The 18,137-nt window shown below is 50.4% G+C and carries 17 protein-coding genes; 12 read left to right on the forward strand and 5 right to left on the reverse strand.

What is annotated here, in order from left to right:
• From QZF50_RS06505 to zapC, 5 genes are all read left to right on the forward strand, one after another.
• The gene (locus tag QZF50_RS06505) at positions 1–543 is read left to right on the forward strand and encodes a fimbrial protein (RefSeq protein WP_000730612.1); all 543 of its coding nucleotides are present in this window, start codon (positions 1–3) and stop codon (positions 541–543) included.
• 7 nt (positions 544–550) lie between these two features.
• Positions 551–1,066 carry a fimbrial protein gene (locus tag QZF50_RS06510; RefSeq protein WP_000919489.1) on the forward strand — a complete coding sequence of 172 codons (516 nt, stop codon included), beginning with the start codon at positions 551–553 and terminating at the stop codon, positions 1,064–1,066.
• Positions 1,032–1,769 carry a fimbrial chaperone gene (locus QZF50_RS06515; RefSeq protein WP_001111470.1) on the forward strand — a complete coding sequence of 246 codons (738 nt, stop codon included), beginning with the start codon at positions 1,032–1,034 and terminating at the stop codon, positions 1,767–1,769. The genes QZF50_RS06510 and QZF50_RS06515 overlap by 35 nt, the downstream gene beginning before the upstream one ends.
• 110 nt (positions 1,770–1,879) lie before the next feature.
• The gene (gene pyrD, locus QZF50_RS06520; protein ID WP_001295352.1) at positions 1,880–2,890 is read left to right on the forward strand and encodes a quinone-dependent dihydroorotate dehydrogenase; all 1,011 of its coding nucleotides are present in this window, start codon (positions 1,880–1,882) and stop codon (positions 2,888–2,890) included.
• A gap of 173 nt (positions 2,891–3,063) precedes the next feature.
• Positions 3,064–3,606 (forward strand): cell division protein ZapC, encoded by a 543-nt coding sequence (zapC, locus tag QZF50_RS06525; RefSeq protein WP_001295353.1) that lies wholly within the window; start codon positions 3,064–3,066, stop codon positions 3,604–3,606.
• Here the strand turns inward: zapC and ycbX are convergent.
• Entirely contained in the window at positions 3,603–4,712 is a 1,110-nt protein-coding gene (ycbX, locus tag QZF50_RS06530) for a 6-N-hydroxylaminopurine resistance protein YcbX (protein WP_000224273.1), read from the reverse strand. The genes zapC and ycbX overlap by 4 nt on opposite strands.
• Positions 4,713–4,955: 243 nt before the next feature.
• On the opposite strand from ycbX, the gene rlmKL reads away from it, so the two are divergent.
• The 6 genes from rlmKL (at position 4,956) to rmf (ending at position 12,994) form a co-directional block, all read left to right on the forward strand.
• Positions 4,956–7,064 (forward strand): bifunctional 23S rRNA (guanine(2069)-N(7))-methyltransferase RlmK/23S rRNA (guanine(2445)-N(2))-methyltransferase RlmL, encoded by a 2,109-nt coding sequence (gene rlmKL / locus QZF50_RS06535; RefSeq protein WP_001086549.1) that lies wholly within the window; start codon positions 4,956–4,958, stop codon positions 7,062–7,064.
• Between the two features lie 11 nt (positions 7,065–7,075).
• Positions 7,076–8,983 carry an ABC transporter ATP-binding protein gene (locus QZF50_RS06540; protein ID WP_000053099.1) on the forward strand — a complete coding sequence of 636 codons (1,908 nt, stop codon included), beginning with the start codon at positions 7,076–7,078 and terminating at the stop codon, positions 8,981–8,983.
• A gap of 129 nt (positions 8,984–9,112) precedes the next feature.
• Complete coding sequence (gene pqiA / locus QZF50_RS06545) at positions 9,113–10,366, forward strand: membrane integrity-associated transporter subunit PqiA (protein ID WP_000333176.1); 1,254 nt, start codon at positions 9,113–9,115, stop codon at positions 10,364–10,366.
• 4 nt (positions 10,367–10,370) lie between these two features.
• Entirely contained in the window at positions 10,371–12,011 is a 1,641-nt protein-coding gene (gene pqiB, locus QZF50_RS06550; RefSeq protein ID WP_061892238.1) for an intermembrane transport protein PqiB, read from the forward strand.
• Complete coding sequence (gene pqiC / locus QZF50_RS06555) at positions 12,008–12,571, forward strand: membrane integrity-associated transporter subunit PqiC (protein WP_000759120.1); 564 nt, start codon at positions 12,008–12,010, stop codon at positions 12,569–12,571. The genes pqiB and pqiC overlap by 4 nt, the downstream gene beginning before the upstream one ends.
• Before the next feature lie 255 nt (positions 12,572–12,826).
• Entirely contained in the window at positions 12,827–12,994 is a 168-nt protein-coding gene (gene rmf / locus QZF50_RS06560) for a ribosome modulation factor (protein ID WP_000828648.1), read from the forward strand.
• Positions 12,995–13,063: 69 nt separating this feature from the next.
• Here the strand turns inward: rmf and fabA are convergent, their stop codons facing one another.
• On the reverse strand, positions 13,064–13,582 hold the full coding sequence (gene fabA / locus QZF50_RS06565) for a bifunctional 3-hydroxydecanoyl-ACP dehydratase/trans-2-decenoyl-ACP isomerase (RefSeq protein ID WP_000227927.1): 519 nt from the start codon (positions 13,580–13,582) through the stop codon (positions 13,064–13,066).
• A gap of 68 nt (positions 13,583–13,650) precedes the next feature.
• Positions 13,651–15,411, reverse strand: a complete 1,761-nt coding sequence (locus QZF50_RS06570; RefSeq protein WP_000156526.1) for a Lon protease family protein — start codon at positions 15,409–15,411, stop codon at positions 13,651–13,653.
• A 185-nt stretch (positions 15,412–15,596) separates the two neighbouring features.
• Between QZF50_RS06570 and matP the strand changes: the two genes are divergently transcribed.
• Positions 15,597–16,049, forward strand: coding sequence for a macrodomain Ter protein MatP (matP, locus tag QZF50_RS06575; RefSeq protein WP_000877161.1), 453 nt, complete (start codon positions 15,597–15,599; stop codon positions 16,047–16,049).
• 75 nt (positions 16,050–16,124) lie between these two features.
• Here the strand turns inward: matP and ompA are convergent, their stop codons facing one another.
• Both ompA and sulA read right to left on the reverse strand, forming a co-directional pair.
• Positions 16,125–17,165 (reverse strand): porin OmpA, encoded by a 1,041-nt coding sequence (gene ompA / locus QZF50_RS06580; RefSeq protein WP_000750416.1) that lies wholly within the window; start codon positions 17,163–17,165, stop codon positions 16,125–16,127.
• 356 nt (positions 17,166–17,521) lie between these two features.
• On the reverse strand, positions 17,522–18,031 hold the full coding sequence (sulA, locus tag QZF50_RS06585; RefSeq protein ID WP_000288710.1) for an SOS-induced cell division inhibitor SulA: 510 nt from the start codon (positions 18,029–18,031) through the stop codon (positions 17,522–17,524).
• Between the last annotated feature and the right edge of the window lie 106 nt (positions 18,032–18,137).

Here is an 18,137-nt window from a genome sequence, read left to right on the forward strand (position 1 = left end):
ATGAAGAAAAAAACGATATTTCAGTGCGTTATCTTGTTCTTTAGCATTCTTAACATCCATGTCGGGATGGCTGGGCCTGAACAAGTTAGTATGCATATTTATGGGAATGTGGTCGATCAGGGCTGTGATGTCGCCACCAAAAGTGCATTACAAAATATTCATATTGGTGATTTTAATATCAGTGATTTTCAGGCCGCGAATACCGTAAGCACTGCTGCTGATTTGAATATCGATATCACCGGTTGTGCCGCTGGTATTACTGGCGCGGACGTCCTTTTTAGCGGCGAGGCTGACACCCTTGCGCCGACACTGCTCAAACTAACTGACACAGGCGGAAGCGGTGGTATGGCAACGGGGATTGCCGTGCAAATTCTTGATGCGCAAAGTCAGCAAGAAATCCCGCTCAATCAGATCCAGCCTCTTACGCCCTTAAAAGCCGGGGATAACACACTCAAATATCAACTTCGTTATAAGTCCACAAAGGCGGGAGCAACGGGCGGTAATGCGACGGCGGTTCTCTATTTTGATCTGGTTTACCAGTGAAGGAGTGATGTTGAAACGGATAATCTGGATTCTGTTCTTACTGGGATTAACGGGGGGCTGTGAGCTATTTGCCCATGATGGCACAGTCAACATTAGCGGATCGTTTCGCCGTAATACATGCGTGCTGGCACAGGATAGCAAGCAAATCAATGTGCAGTTAGGCGATGTCTCGCTGACACGTTTTTTTCATGGGAATTATGGCCCGGAGAAATCTTTCATCATTAATTTGCAGGATTGCGGAACAGATGTCAGCACGGTTGACGTCACCTTTTCAGGAACCCCCGACGGAGTGCAGAGCGAAATGCTGTCCATTGAAAGTGGTACGGATGCAGCCAGCGGGCTGGCAATTGCGATTCTGGATGATGCGAAGATATTGATTCCGCTTAACCAGGCGAGTAAAGACTACAGCCTACATAGCGGTAAGGTGCCATTAACTTTTTATGCGCAATTGCGACCTGTCAATAGCGATGTGCAGTCGGGTAAAGTGAATGCCAGCGCGACATTTGTACTTCATTATGACTAATACGTGGAACAGATTGGCGCTCTTGATTTTCGCCGTTTTATCGCTGCTGGTGGCGGGTGAATTGCGGGCAGGAGTGGTGGTCGGCGGAACGCGATTTATCTTTCCGGCAGACAGAGAATCGATATCTATTTTACTGACTAATACCAGTCAGGAATCCTGGCTTATTAACAGTAAAATCAACCGCCCAACGCGTTGGGCCGGGGGGGAAGCGTCGACAGTGCCAGCACCATTACTGGCCGCTCCGCCACTTATTCTCCTGAAGCCCGGTACTACAGGCACGTTGCGCTTGCTGAGAACGGAAAGCGACATCTTGCCTGTGGATCGCGAAACGCTATTTGAGTTAAGCATTGCCAGCGTGCCATCCGGCAAAGTTGAAAATCAGAGCGTAAAAGTGGCGATGCGCTCGGTATTTAAACTGTTCTGGCGACCCGAAGGTTTGCCGGGCGACCCGCTGGAAGCTTATCAACAATTACGCTGGACACGGAATTCGCAGGGTGTACAACTCACTAACCCAACGCCTTACTACATTAACCTGATTCAGTTGAGCGTAAATGGTAAAGCGTTAAGTAATGCGGGAGTTGTGCCGCCTAAAAGCCAGCGTCAGACAAGCTGGTGTCAGGCAATCGCACCGTGTCATGTCGCCTGGCGGGCGATAAATGATTACGGCGGGTTGAGTGCAAAGAAGGAGCAAAATCTGCCCTGAAACAGGTTCGGAAAACGTTTGCGTTTTTTTTGCCGCAGGTCAATTCCCTTTTGGTCCGAACTCGCACATAATACGCCCCCGGTTTGCACACCGGGAATCCAGGAGAGTTCATGTACTACCCCTTCGTTCGTAAAGCCCTTTTCCAGCTCGATCCAGAGCGCGCTCATGAGTTTACTTTTCAGCAATTACGCCGTATTACAGGAACGCCGTTTGAAGCACTGGTGCGGCAGAAAGTGCCTGCGAAACCTGTTAACTGCATGGGCCTGACGTTTAAAAATCCGCTTGGTCTGGCAGCCGGTCTTGATAAAGACGGGGAGTGCATTGACGCGTTAGGCGCGATGGGATTTGGATCGATCGAGATCGGTACCGTCACGCCACGTCCACAGCCAGGTAATGACAAGCCGCGTCTCTTTCGTCTGGTAGATGCCGAAGGTTTGATCAACCGTATGGGCTTTAATAATCTTGGCGTTGATAACCTCGTAGAGAACGTAAAAAAGGCCCATTATGACGGCGTCCTGGGTATTAACATCGGCAAAAATAAAGATACGCCAGTGGAGCAGGGCAAAGATGACTATCTGATTTGTATGGAAAAAATCTATGCCTATGCGGGATATATCGCCATCAATATTTCATCGCCGAATACCCCAGGATTACGCACGCTGCAATATGGTGAAGCGCTGGATGATCTCTTAACCGCGATTAAAAATAAGCAAAATGATTTGCAAGCGATGCACCATAAATATGTGCCGATCGCAGTGAAGATCGCGCCGGATCTTTCTGAAGAAGAATTGATCCAGGTTGCCGATAGTTTAGTTCGCCATAATATTGATGGCGTTATTGCAACCAATACCACACTCGATCGTTCTCTTGTTCAGGGAATGAAAAATTGCGATCAAACCGGTGGCTTAAGTGGTCGTCCGCTTCAGTTAAAAAGCACCGAAATTATTCGCCGCTTGTCACTGGAATTAAACGGTCGCTTACCGATCATCGGTGTTGGCGGCATCGACTCGGTTATCGCTGCGCGTGAAAAGATTGCTGCGGGTGCCTCACTGGTGCAAATTTATTCTGGTTTTATTTTTAAAGGTCCGCCGCTGATTAAAGAAATCGTTACCCATATCTAATTATTTCTTCGAATTCCTCTTTATAAGATAATCAGGGCTTTATTTTCAGCCCTGGTTGTTTTATATTCATCGCTGTTGCTTATTTAGACATTTTGTACTTTTATTGTTGAGGTTATTAAGCGAAGCGACAATGGATTGTGTTGCTGCGGTTTTATAGGGTAGGGGAGAGGCAGATGCGAATTAAACCAGACGATAACTGGCGTTGGTATTACGATGAAGAGCACGATCGAATGATGCTCGATTTAGCCAATGGTATGCTATTTCGCTCACGTTTTGCGCGCAAGATGTTGACTCCAGATGCCTTTTCTCCCGCAGGCTTTTGCGTTGACGACGCCGCGCTCTATTTCTCTTTTGAAGAAAAGTGCCGCGATTTTAATTTATCTAAAGAACAAAAAGCCGAACTGGTGCTGAATGCACTGGTAGCAATTCGCTATCTCAAACCGCAAATGCCGAAAAGCTGGCATTTTGTTTCCCATGGTGAAATGTGGGTGCCCATGCCGGGCGATGCGGCCTGCGTTTGGTTGAGCGATACTCACGAGCAGGTCAATTTGCTGGTCGTTGAATCTGGCGAAAATGCCGCACTATGCCTGCTGGCACAACCCTGCGTTGTTATTGCGGGTCGCGCGATGCAGTTGGGCGACGCCATTAAAATCATGAACGACAGGCTGAAACCGCAGGTTAATGTTGACAGCTTCAGCCTCGAACAGGCTGTCTAACGCGCCAACTTAAGTGCAGTCTTCGGTACACAGCTACAGCAAAGAATGGTGCCATCATCGCCCATTGCTGATTTTTTCAGCGGCGTGACTTCGCCTTCTAAAAGCTGAACACGGCAACTTCCACAAATGCCCGCGCGGCAAGAATAAGGGATACGAATTCCCTGATTTTCTAATTGCTCCAGCAACACCTGTTGGTTATTTCCACGAAATGCCTGTCCCTGCCAGTCAATATCTACATTTGCGTCCGGTTGTTGCGTGATGTTGGCGGTATCATCAGCGGCAGCTGCGCCGTAAATTTTTGCCGGAGCCGTTGCCAGAATTTCCACCTCATCGCCAACGCGAATCACGCCGCTATTACGGGCAATTAAATTCTGACCAAAATCGACATCGCCGTTATCCTGGGCAGTGCGGAAAGATTGCAATGTTTTTAATGGTTCGCCTGCCGGATGTTTTTGCCCTTTTTCTGGGCTGACGGTGGTGAAAATACAGCGGCTACAAGGTTTAACCACATCAAACACCACATCACCAATGCGAATCACTTTCCAGCTATCTTCTTCCCAGGCTGACGCGCCGGAAACCACCAGATTGGGGCGGAATTGCTCCATTTTTACACTGGCCGGACAACGTTGTTGGAGATCACGTAACGAGGCTTCGTTAGCAAGAAGGTAAGGATAGCCATCAGCAAATGACAGGGGTACAGTGTTGTGGCGTTTCACGCGCCGGGTCATTTGTGGCCCCACCCAGCGTAATTGCACTTCGCGGGAGAAAAATCCACTTAGCCATTTGTTGATCGCGTCTGGCGCAATTCGCGCGGTAAAATGTGTGCCCCAAACTTCGGTTGGTGCGTCTTGTGTGGCGAAATCAGCAAAACGAACATATGCGCTACTGCCATCTGGTGCGGTGAGATGCAAGCCATCATGCACAGGTGAAGGAGTAAACCGTACCATCTGGGGAAACTGGCGAGCGGTAATAAACGTACCGTCAGGTTCCGTGATCATAAAGATGCGATCGAAGGCCAGACCACTGACATCAGCCAGAGCATGTGTAAGACCAATGCCGCGCATCGATTTAACAGGATGAATAAAAAGCCGGGTTAATGTCGCCACGGTGCGGTCCTCAAATGAAAATAAGCCCTCAACTTTATGACATGACGCGCTTATTAGCTATAATGCGCAACAATTTTCTTAGCGCCTGTCCCATTAGGCTATTTTATTTGTCAGTTTGGCCCTGGGTTGTGCTCGAAATCCTCACGTACTTGTGTACGCTCCGGTTTCTCCGCGCTGTCCATGTCCAGACTGACTGCAACAATTACGCCTACTGCGGTAGGCTCTTAGAGTAAAAGTGACGATATGAATTCTCTGTTTGCCAGTACGGCCCGTGGGCTGGAAGAGCTGTTAAAAACTGAACTGGAAAACCTGGGGGCCGTTGAATGCCAGGTGGTTCAGGGTGGGGTCCATTTCAAGGGCGACACACGGCTTGTTTACCAGAGCCTGATGTGGAGCCGCCTGGCCTCGCGTATTATGTTGCCGCTGGGCGAGTGTAAGGTTTACAGCGATTTAGACCTCTATCTCGGTGTTCAGGCGATCAACTGGACAGAGATGTTTAATCCTGGCGCGACCTTCGCTGTCCACTTCAGTGGTTTGAATGACACCATCCGCAACAGTCAGTACGGCGCGATGAAAGTGAAAGACGCGATCGTCGATGCTTTCACGCGGAAAAATCTGCCGCGTCCAAATGTTGATCGCGATGCGCCGGATATCCGCGTTAACGTCTGGCTGCATAAAGAAACCGCCAGTATCGCTCTTGATCTGAGTGGTGATGGTTTACATCTGCGTGGCTATCGCGATCGTGCTGGTATTGCGCCGATCAAAGAAACCCTGGCAGCCGCTATTGTGATGCGATCCGGCTGGCAGCCAGGAACACCGCTGCTCGATCCGATGTGTGGTTCCGGTACGTTGCTGATTGAAGCGGCGATGCTAGCGACCGATCGCGCACCAGGCTTGCACCGTGGGCGTTGGGGCTTTAGCGGCTGGGTGCAGCATGATGAAGATATCTGGCAGGAAGTGAAAGCGGAAGCGCAAACTCGTGCCCGTAAAGGCCTGGCTGAGTATAGCTCTCATTTTTACGGTTCGGACAGCGACGCACGGGTGATTCAACGTGCGCGCACTAACGCCCGTCTTGCGGGGATTGGTGAACTGATCACCTTTGAGGTGAAAGATGTCGCGCAACTGACCAATCCGCTGCCGAAAGGGCCGTACGGCACAGTGTTGAGCAACCCGCCATACGGGGAACGTCTGGACAGCGAACCGGCGCTGATTGCGCTGCATAGCCTGCTGGGTCGGATCATGAAAAACCAGTTTGGTGGCTGGAATCTCTCTTTGTTTAGTGCCTCGCCGGATCTGCTAAGCTGCTTGCAGCTGCGTGCAGACAAACAGTACAAGGCGAAAAACGGCCCGCTGGACTGCGTACAGAAAAATTACCACGTTGCCGAAAGCACTCCAGACAGCAAACCGGCGATGGTAGCGGAAGACTACGCCAACCGCCTGCGTAAGAACCTCAAAAAATTCGAGAAGTGGGCTCGCCAGGAAGGAATTGAATGTTACCGCCTGTATGACGCCGATCTACCGGAATATAACGTTGCCGTTGACCGTTATGCCGACTGGGTGGTGGTGCAGGAGTATGCGCCGCCAAAAACTATTGATGCTCACAAAGCGCGTCAGCGTCTGTTCGATATTATCGCTGCAACCATTTCGGTACTGGGGATTGCGCCAAACAAACTGGTGCTGAAAACCCGTGAACGCCAGAAGGGCAAAAATCAGTACCAGAAACTGGGCGAGAAGGGCGAGTTTCTTGAAGTTACCGAATATAACGCTCACTTGTTGGTGAACCTGACGGATTACCTCGATACCGGTCTGTTTCTCGATCACCGTATCGCCCGTCGTATGCTCGGTCAGATGAGCAAAGGCAAAGATTTCCTCAACCTGTTCTCTTATACCGGCAGCGCCACCGTGCATGCGGGATTAGGCGGTGCACGCAGCACCACCACCGTGGATATGTCGCGTACTTATCTGGAGTGGGCAGAACGCAACCTGCGTTTGAATGGCCTGACCGGGCGTGCGCATCGCCTGATTCAGGCCGATTGCCTGGCGTGGCTGCGTGAGGCAAATGAACAGTTCGATCTGATCTTTATCGATCCGCCAACCTTCTCTAACTCAAAACGAATGGAAGATGCGTTTGATGTTCAGCGCGATCATCTGGCGCTGATGAAAGATTTGAAACGTCTGCTGCGTGCAGGTGGGACGATCATGTTCTCGAACAATAAACGTGGCTTCCGTATGGATCTCGACGGCCTGGCAAAACTGGGACTGAAAGCACAAGAAATTACGCAAAAAACGCTCTCCCAGGATTTCGCCCGTAACCGCCAGATCCACAACTGCTGGCTGATTACCGCAGCCTGAAAGGAATAGTAATGTCATTAATCAGTATGCATGGCGCATGGCTGTCGTTCAGCGACGCGCCGCTTCTCGATAACGCAGAACTGCATATCGAAGATAACGAACGTGTTTGTCTGGTGGGCCGCAACGGCGCAGGCAAATCGACGTTAATGAAAATCCTCAACCGTGAACAAGGGCTGGATGACGGTCGCATTATTTACGAGCAAGATTTGATTGTAGCTCGTCTGCAACAGGATCCGCCGCGTAACGTTGAGGGTAGCGTTTATGATTTCGTTGCCGAAGGCATTGAAGAACAAGCGGAATATCTGAAACGCTATCACGATATTTCGCGCCTGGTGATGAACGACCCGAGCGAGAAAAATCTCAACGAACTGGCGAAGGTTCAGGAACAGCTGGATCACCACAACCTGTGGCAGCTGGAAAACCGCATCAACGAAGTGCTGGCGCAACTGGGGTTAGATCCTAACGTTGCGCTGTCGTCGCTTTCCGGCGGCTGGTTGCGTAAAGCGGCATTAGGACGCGCGCTGGTGAGTAATCCGCGCGTGCTGTTGCTTGATGAACCGACAAACCACCTGGATATTGAAACCATCGACTGGCTGGAAGGGTTTTTGAAAACTTTCAACGGGACGATTATTTTCATCTCCCACGACCGTTCGTTTATCCGCAATATGGCGACGCGCATTGTTGATCTCGATCGCGGCAAGCTGGTGACCTATCCAGGGAATTACGACCAGTACCTGCTGGAAAAAGAAGAAGCCCTGCGCGTGGAAGAATTACAAAATGCCGAGTTCGATCGCAAACTGGCGCAGGAAGAGGTGTGGATCCGCCAGGGGATCAAAGCACGCCGTACCCGTAATGAAGGCCGCGTACGCGCCCTGAAAGCGATGCGGCGCGAACGTGGTGAACGTCGCGAAGTGATGGGTACCGCAAAGATGCAGGTGGAAGAGGCCAGCCGCTCCGGTAAGATCGTTTTCGAAATGGAAGACGTTTGCTACCAGGTTAACGGTAAGCAACTGGTGAAAGATTTTTCTGCCCAGGTTCTACGTGGCGACAAAATTGCCCTGATTGGTCCGAATGGGTGCGGCAAAACCACGCTGCTAAAACTGATGCTCGGTCAGCTTCAAGCGGACAGCGGGCGTATTCACGTTGGCACCAAACTGGAAGTGGCTTATTTCGATCAGCACCGCGCGGAACTGGATCCCGATAAAACGGTGATGGATAACCTTGCCGAAGGTAAGCAAGAGGTGATGGTTAACGGCAAGCCACGCCACGTATTGGGCTATTTGCAGGACTTTCTGTTCCATCCGAAACGGGCGATGACGCCGGTACGTGCGCTTTCTGGCGGTGAGCGGAACCGCTTGCTGCTGGCGCGTTTGTTCCTCAAACCAAGCAACTTATTGATTCTTGACGAACCGACCAACGATCTTGATGTCGAAACGCTGGAACTGCTGGAAGAACTGATCGACAGCTATCAGGGCACGGTATTGCTGGTTAGCCACGATCGTCAGTTTGTCGATAACACCGTTACAGAATGTTGGATCTTCGAAGGCGGCGGTAAAATTGGTCGTTATGTCGGCGGTTATCATGATGCCCGTGGTCAGCAAGAGCAGTATGTGGCGCTCAAACAGCCTGCGGTGAAAAAAACCGAAGAAGCCGCCGCGGCAAAAGCAGAAACTGTAAAACGCAGCAGTAGCAAACTAAGCTATAAATTGCAGCGCGAACTGGAGCAGCTACCGCAATTGCTCGAAGATCTGGAGGCGAAGCTGGAAGCCCTACAGACGCAAGTGGCGGATGCTTCCTTCTTCAGTCAGCCGCATGAGCAGACGCAAAAAGTGCTTGCTGATATGGCTGCTGCAGAGCAGGAGCTGGAGCAAGCCTTTGAACGCTGGGAGTATCTTGAAGCGTTAAAAAATGGTGGCTGATCGCAAAATAGTCGATTTAAACAGAGACAGCTGACAACGGTAAAATTGCCTGATGAACTGGGTTTATCAGGCATGAAAACCAACACTTTGTTAGTCATCTGTAAAATAGCGCATCATTAAGGAGTACCAATGTGCGAACATCATCATGCCGCGAAGCACATCCTGTGCTCGCAGTGTGACATGCTGGTGGCGTTACCGCGCCTTGAGCATGGTCAGAAAGCGGCATGTCCCCGGTGTGGCACAACGTTAACCGTGGCGTGGGATGCCCCTCGGCAGCGTCCCACCGCCTATGCGTTGGCTGCACTGTTCATGCTGTTGCTGTCCAACTTGTTTCCTTTTGTGAATATGAACGTTGCAGGAGTTACCAGTGAAATTACATTACTGGAAATTCCCGGCGTGCTTTTTTCTGAGGACTACGCCAGCCTCGGCACCTTTTTCCTGTTGTTTGTGCAACTGGTTCCCGCGTTTTGTCTGATAACCATTCTGTTACTGGTGAATCGCGCGGAATTACCGGTCCGTTTAAAAGAGCAACTGGCACGGGTGCTTTTTCAACTCAAAACCTGGGGAATGGCGGAGATTTTCCTCGCTGGTGTGCTGGTCAGTTTCGTTAAACTGATGGCTTACGGCAGCATTGGGGTAGGCAGCAGCTTTCTCCCCTGGTGTTTATTTTGTGTCCTGCAACTGCGCGCTTTTCAGTGCGTTGATCGTCGCTGGTTATGGGACGACATCGCCCCGATGCCAGAACTGCGCCAGCCGCTAAAACCAGGCGTCACGGGGATACGTCAGGGGCTGCGTTCGTGCTCCTGTTGTACGGCAATCCTTCCTGCTGATGAACCCGTGTGCCCGCGTTGTAGTACCAAAGGGTACGTTCGGCGTAGAAACAGCCTGCAGTGGACACTCGCGCTGCTTGTAACGTCCATCATGCTGTATCTTCCGGCTAATATTTTGCCCATCATGGTGACGGATTTATTAGGCTCGAAGATGCCGTCGACGATTCTCGCTGGGGTCATTCTGTTATGGAGCGAAGGCTCTTATCCCGTCGCTGCGGTGATCTTTCTGGCCAGTATTATGGTGCCAACGTTAAAGATGATCGCCATCGCGTGGCTGTGTTGGGATGCCAAAGGGCATGGCAAGCGCGACAGTGAAAGAATGCATTTGATTTATGAAGTTGTTGAGTTTGTAGGCCGCTGGTCGATGATTGACGTTTTCGTTATCGCGGTGCTCTCGGCGCTGGTGCGTATGGGAGGTTTAATGAGTATTTATCCGGCAATGGGTGCATTAATGTTTGCTTTAGTCGTCATAATGACAATGTTTTCTGCTATGACGTTTGACCCGCGTTTGTCGTGGGATCGTCAACCTGAATCAGAGCATGAGGAGTCCTGACAGTATGGAATCTAATAATGGGGAAGCCAAAATCCAGAAAGTGAAGAACTGGTCTCCCGTGTGGATATTTCCTATCGTCACGGCGCTCATTGGGGCCTGGGTTCTTTTTTATCATTACAGCCATCAGGGACCGGAAGTGACCCTGATCACCGCGAATGCGGAAGGAATTGAAGGTGGCAAAACCACCATTAAAAGCCGTAGCGTTGACGTCGGCGTGGTTGAAAGCGCCACACTGGCTGATGATTTGACGCACGTTGAAATCAAAGCGCGGCTGAATTCCGGTATGGAAAAATTGCTGCATAAAGACACCGTCTTTTGGGTGGTGAAACCGCAGATTGGTCGCGAAGGGATTAGCGGCCTGGGAACGCTGCTGTCTGGAGTTTATATCGAACTGCAGCCAGGCGCGAAAGGCAGCAAAATGGATAAATACGATTTGCTGGACTCGCCACCGTTGGCCCCGCCTGATGCGAAAGGTATCCGTGTGATTCTCGATAGCAAAAAAGCCGGGCAGCTCTCGCCAGGAGATCCGGTGCTGTTCCGTGGCTATCGGGTAGGTTCGGTTGAAACCAGCACCTTCGATACACAAAAACGCAATATCAGCTATCAACTGTTCATCAATGCACCTTATGACCGACTGGTGACCAACAATGTTCGCTTCTGGAAAGATAGTGGCATTGCGGTTGATCTGACGTCAGCAGGGATGCGTGTGGAGATGGGCTCATTGACAACGCTGCTGAGTGGCGGTGTCAGCTTTGATGTGCCGGAAGGTCTGGATTTAGGGCAGCCAGTGGCACCGAAAACAGCTTTCGTTTTGTATGATGATCAGAAGAGCATTCAGGATTCGTTGTACACCGATCACATTGATTATCTGATGTTCTTTAAAGATTCGGTACGCGGTCTGCAACCGGGAGCTCCGGTAGAGTTCCGGGGTATTCGCCTGGGTACCGTAAGCAAAGTGCCATTCTTTGCGCCGAATATGCGTCAGACATTTAACGATGATTACCGTATTCCGGTACTGATTCGTATCGAGCCAGAGCGGCTGAAAATGCAGCTTGGCGAAAATGCGGATGTTGTTGAGCACCTTGGCGAATTGTTGAAACGTGGTTTACGCGGATCGCTGAAAACCGGAAACCTGGTCACTGGTGCACTGTATGTTGATCTCGATTTCTATCCAAATACGCCTGCAATAACCGGTATTCGTGAATTTAATGGTTATCAGATTATCCCGACCGTTAGCGGCGGCCTGGCGCAAATCCAGCAACGACTGATGGAAGCGTTGGATAAGATCAACAAACTGCCATTGAATCCGATGATTGAACAGGCAACCAGTACGCTTTCTGAAAGTCAGCTCACAATGAAAAACCTGCAAACGACGCTGGATAGCATGAACAAGATCCTCGCTAGCCAGTCGATGCAGCAGTTGCCGACGGATATGCAGTCAACGTTGCGTGAATTGAATCGCAGCATGCAGGGCTTCCAGCCTGGCTCCGCAGCCTACAACAAGATGGTGGCGGATATGCAGCGCCTTGATCAGGTGTTGCGAGAACTGCAACCGGTGCTGAAAACGCTCAATGAGAAGAGTAACGCGCTGGTATTTGAAGCGAAGGACAAAAAAGATCCAGAGCCGAAGAGGGCGAAACAATGAAAAAGTGGCTAGTGACGATTGCAGCACTGTGGCTGGCCGGATGCAGCTCCGGCGAAATTAATAAAAACTATTACCAGTTACCTGTGGTGCAGAGCGGTACACAAAGTACCGCCAGCCAGGGCAATCGTCTGTTATGGGTAGAGCAGGTCACTGTTCCTGACTATCTGGCGGGGAATGGTGTGGTTTATCAAACCAGTGATGTGAAGTATGTGATTGCCAACAACAACTTGTGGGCCAGCCCGTTGGATCAACAGTTGCGCAACACCCTGGTTGCCAACCTGAGTACGCAACTGCCCGGCTGGGTGGTTGCCTCCCAGCCTCTGGGAAGCGCCCAGGACACGCTCAATGTTACCGTAACGGAGTTTAACGGTCGCTATGATGGCAAGGTCATTGTCAGTGGTGAGTGGCTGTTGAACCACCAGGGACAACTGATCAAACGTCCGTTCCGTCTGGAAGGAGTGCAAACTCAGGATGGTTACGATGAGATGGTTAAAGTGCTGGCCGGTGTCTGGAGTCAGGAAGCCGCTTCTATTGCACAAGAGATAAAGCGTCTACCTTAATTATAAAGATTTGTAAATATAACCGTCTCCGGTATGTTGCCTGAGGCGGTTTTTTTGTCTCTAACGTGCGGAAAAATTTGTTCCTCTTCACATTTTTTGTACAACCGACATGCCCGTGTAGCTCACAAATATGACAGTGGCGTGAATTTTGCGCATTGACGGCAGTTATGATTCGCGGTATTGCTTAACTGTGATTGCACATTTAGTAATCACTGTTTTCTTTTCCACCAGAAACCAGTATGAGGGAAACGAGGCATGAAGAGACAAAAACGAGATCGCCTGGAACGGGCACATCAACGTGGTTATCAGGCCGGCATCGCCGGACGCTCAAAAGAAATGTGTCCCTATCAGACGCTGAATCAAAGGTCACAATGGCTGGGAGGCTGGCGAGAAGCCATGGCGGACAGGGTAGTAATGGCCTGATTCTGTCTCTTTAAAAAGAAACCTCCGCATTGCGGAGGTTTCGCCTTTTGATACTCTGTCTGATTATAATCAGAAGGCAGACGTATCCTGGAACAGACCGACTTTCAGGTCGCTGGCGGTATAGATCAGACGACCATCAACCAGCACTTCGCCATCCGCCAGGCCCATAATCAGACGACGGTTAACAATGCGTTTAAAGTGAATACGGTAGGTCACTTTTTTCGCTGTCGGCAGTACCTGACCAGTGAATTTCACTTCGCCAACGCCCAACGCGCGGCCTTTACCTTCGCCGCCCAGCCAGCCGAGGTAGAACCCTACCAGCTGCCACATTGCGTCCAGGCCCAGGCATCCCGGCATAACCGGATCGCCAATAAAGTGGCATCCGAAGAACCACAGATCCGGATTGATATCCAGTTCTGCTTCAACATACCCTTTGTCGAAGTTACCACCCGTTTCGGTCATTTTGACCACACGGTCCATCATCAGCATGTTCGGTGCTGGCAATTGCGGGCCTTTAGCGCCAAACAGTTCACCGCGACCAGAGGCAAGAAGGTCTTCTTTTGTATAGGATTCGCGTTTATCTACCATGTTCTCTGTAAGCCTTATTTTATTGAAGCACGCAGGATAGCTAACACGTGTACGCTGAACAAGTCCGATCAGTTCGGAATAAACCAGTTCAGCCAACGTAATGGCCATGGAAAACGGTGACGTCCTTCCTGTTGCGATGCTTGCGCGATACGTTCCTGGATGGTTTGCATCAGCGTCGTTTGGCCTTCGCCATCCCACACCAGATTTAATAATAACGGCAGTGCGTCAGTCACATCGTCTACTGCCCAGATGGTGAATTTGCCTTCTTCTACCGCTTTCACCAGTTCACTGTGAAGACTTAAATGGCGAACGTTAGCTGTGGGGATAATGACACCTTGTTTCCCGGTTAACTCACGTTGCTGGCAAATAGCAAAGAAGCCTTCGATTTTCTCATTTAAACCACCGACCGGCTGGGCGCGACCGAACTGATCGACTGAACCTGTGATAGCGATACTCTGATTCACCGGCACATCGGCGAGGGCGCTTATCAGGGCGCAGAGTTCAGCCATCGAGGCACTATCTCCATCAACTTCACTGTATGACTGCTCAAATGTCAGCGATGCTGAGAAGGGGATCTGTTGCTCAAGCTGTAGTTCCGACATCAGGAACGCTTGCATGATCATCATCCCTTTCGCATGGATATTGCCGCCAAGCTCCGCTTTGCGTTCGATGTCGGTGAATTCACCATCGCCAATATGCACAACGCAGCTAATGCGAGAAGGTTCGCCAAAAGCGCGTGGATGACCCGGAAATTCAATGACCGAAAGGGCGTTAATTTGCCCGATGCGTTCGCCTTCGGTTTCAATCAGGATTTGCTCCTGAAGGATCTCATCCTGCATACGTTCAGCGAGGAAACCTTCGCGCCATTCACGCTGCTGCAGCATTAAGTTTAGCTGCTCGCCGGAGAAGGTGTCGCCATCACACAGGGAGGCGACCTCTTTACACTGGCGGAGGATCCACTGCGGGCTAAGCGGAAGTGTTTCTTGTTCACCGGTGTAGCGTGCTGCTTCGCGGATAAGTACCGGCCAGGCATCCGCTCCCGGTGCAGGTAAGTGATTATGTCTGGCGGTAAATGTCACCCAGCGACACCACTGGGTTACTGACTCCGCATCGACAATCTGCAGAGTATCTTCAAATTCGCTATAAATAGCCTGCTCTGAAAGCTCTGGCTCCATCTCCTGGAAATCAGCCAATGATTCGCGTTCGCCTACCAGAATGACTTTCAGCTTCAATGGCATCGAAGGCACAGAGACGGGGAGAGGGCGCGACTCATCAAACGCAACCCAGTCAAAACGCTCGCGGTTAACGATATTTTTCAGCCGCATCCACAGCAGAGGTTGCGCCAGCAGTGTACGCAAAGAGATGATGAGAATACCGCCATTTGCCTGATGCACCAGACCAGGCTGCAGGGTAATGTCGCCATTAAACTGGCGCAGGCAGCCAAAGAGTTGCTCCGCTTCTACCCAGTCGGCAGCGACAACTTGCGTCAAAGTCGCAAAATTATCATCTGCACTCACTGCGTGACGTAAGCGGATGGAGTGGCCGGAAACCTCATAGTGACCGCCCACCAGTTGGCCTGCATCGCTTTGTAGCGTACGCGCGGCATTGGCAATAAGATTCAGATACTCAGACTCTTCCGGGGCCTTCGCCAGCATAAAAGAGGAGGATGCTCGCGTATGCAGCAACTGCTCCAGTGCGAATTGCAGTCGCGGTTGAGTATCACTGAATAAAGGATCGTTTTCGTCAATCAAATGTGGCTGAGCAAATATTTCCTGATAGCTATCGGTATCAGGAACCAGGTCACGCCATGCAAGTTTCGTAATGGTCAAAGTTGATGTTTTTTAGTCTGTTGTCAAAGCCGCGATTATACCGTAACCGGCACTACAGCACACGTAGAAAGCACCGACAATACTCCTGGCATGGGCGTTAAAGCTCACAGGATGGAGATTCTTTTCTTCACTGGCCTAAAAAGCTGATATTCTGTAAAGAGTTACACGGTAACATTGAGATCGCTATGAAATATCAACAACTTGAAAATCTTGAAAGCGGTTGGAAATGGAAGTATCTGGTGAAGAAGCATCGCGAAGGGGAGTTAATCACCCGTTACATAGAAGCCAGTGCCGCCCAGGAAGCCGTCGATGTGTTGCTCTCGCTGGAAAATGAACCCGTGCTGGTAAATGGCTGGATTGACAAGCATATGAATCCGGAACTGGTCAATCGCATGAAGCAAACCATTCGGGCAAGACGAAAGCGCCATTTTAATGCGGAACACCAGCATACGCGCAAAAAATCGATCGATCTGGAATTTATTGTCTGGCAACGTCTGGCTGGTCTTGCGCAGCGTCGCGGTAAAACGCTTTCTGAAACGATTGTTCAGCTGATTGAAGATGCGGAAAACAAAGAGAAATACGCGAATAAAATGTCTTCTCTGAAGCAGGATCTGCAGGCATTGCTGGGTAAGGAATAACTGACGAAAGTCAGTTCAATTTACTAAAGGCAAAAAAAACCCCGCAGCAGCGGGGTTTTTCTACCAGACGAGAACTTAAGCTTGCGGCTGAGTTACAACGTCTTTGATACCTTTAACTTCGATCTCTACGCGACGATCCGGAGCCAGGCAGTCGATCAGTGCAGCACGCTGTTTCACGTTGTCACAGGTGTTGCCAGTAACCGGGTTGGATTCGCCCATACCACGTGCGGAGATCTTGTCTGCCGGGATACCTTTGGAGATCAGGTAATCAACAACAGACTGAGCACGGCGCTCGGACAGACCCTGGTTGTAAGCGTCAGAACCGATGCGGTCGGTGTAACCCAGAACAACTACGGAACCGTCTTTCGGATCCAGGTTGCTCAGCTGGCTGTACAGCTGATCCAGAGCAGCCTGACCTTCCGGTTTCAGGGTTGCTTTGTTGAAGTTGAACAGAACGTCAGACTTCAGAGTGAAGTGCTTGGTCTGTACTTCCGGTGCCGGAGCTGGAGCCGGAGCAACTACTGGAGCTGCTTCGCCCTGACCGAAACGGTAGGAAACACCCAGGCTCAGCATGCCGTTGTCCGGACGAGTGCCGATGGTGTGTGCGTCACCGATGTTGTTGGTCCACTGGTATTCCAGACGGGTAGCGATTTCAGGAGTGATCGCGTACTCAACACCGCCAGCGAAGACCGGAGAAACGCCGGTGTCGTGGTTTTTACCATAAACGTTGGATTTAGTGTCTGCACGCCATACCATACCACCCAGACGAGTGTAGATGTCCAGGTCGTCAGTGATTGGGTAACCCAGTTTAGCGGTCAGTTGAACGCCCTGAGCTTTGTATGCACCGTTTTCAACGCTGCCTTTGTACGGCATACGACCTAACCAGTCGTAACCCATTTCAAAGCCAACATACGGGTTAACCTGGTAACCACCAAAAGCACCAGCGCCCAGTTGGTTTTCATGGGTCGGGCCATTGTTGTTGATGAAACCAGTGTCATGGTACTGGGACCAGCCCAGTTTAGCACCAGTGTACCAGGTGTTATCTTTCGGAGCGGCCTGCGCTACGGTAGCGAAACCAGCCAGTGCCACTGCAATCGCGATAGCTGTCTTTTTCATTTTTTGCGCCTCGTTATCATCCAAAATACGCCATGAATATCTCCAACGAGATAACACGGTTAAATCCTTCACCGGGGGATCTGCTCAATATTAACTCTACCGATATCTTCGGCTTATGCCGAGCACCCCTGGCGATGTAAAGTCTACAACGTAGTTGAAAACTTACAAGTGTGAACTCCGTCAGGCATATGAAAAAAAAGTCTTGTATAAGGTATGTTTAATCTTTTTTGTCAGCGACAATTTACAGAAGAAAATCGCGGAAACCGCTTCAGACAAGCCTCCGCAAGGAAAATTAGTCACGACTGAAAGCATTGGCTGGGCGACAAAAAAAGTTCCAGGATTAATCCTAAATTTACTTAATGATACAAATTAGAGTGAATTTTTAGCCCGGAAAGTTGTCTCGTGGCGTGAGAGGATGCGCTTACCGGACGCATAATAAACCCCATAGCGTTACCTTCATTTGCCGCATCAACAAGTTCAGCATGCTCTTCTTCAGTCAAATCATCTGCCAACCAACCGATCACCACACTGTAATTGCCCGTGCGTAAAGCGCGAACCATTGACTCCACAGTGTGGCAAGGGGAGAGCTGGCTAATCTGCATTACTTTCGTTAAGGGTAGCCCAGATGCCTGAACCCATTCCCGACTCAGTTTTTGTTGCGGTGTTAACCAGAGTTGCCAGCGCGATTGCTGACCGAGTTGCTGTAACAATGGCAACAGTAGAAGTTGCGTCATCATGGGCTGATCTTCGCGATAGACAACTTCACTGATAAGCCCGGCTGTAGTGTTTTCCGTAGAGACACGCGCAATTTTACTTGCTGCGGATGAGAACGACGAAGAACGATGTGCATAGCCTGAAGTGTACATAATCAATCCAGCCCCTGTGAGTTACTGTATGGATGTACAGTACATCCAGTGACAACAAAGATCAACCCTATTTTCGGAAAGAGCCTCGCAAATTTTGTCGTTGGTG

Origin of the sequence: uncultured Escherichia sp., from assembly GCF_948475835.1 — a bacterium.
In the GTDB taxonomy this organism is placed as follows: Bacteria; Pseudomonadota; Gammaproteobacteria; order Enterobacterales; family Enterobacteriaceae; genus ECMA0423.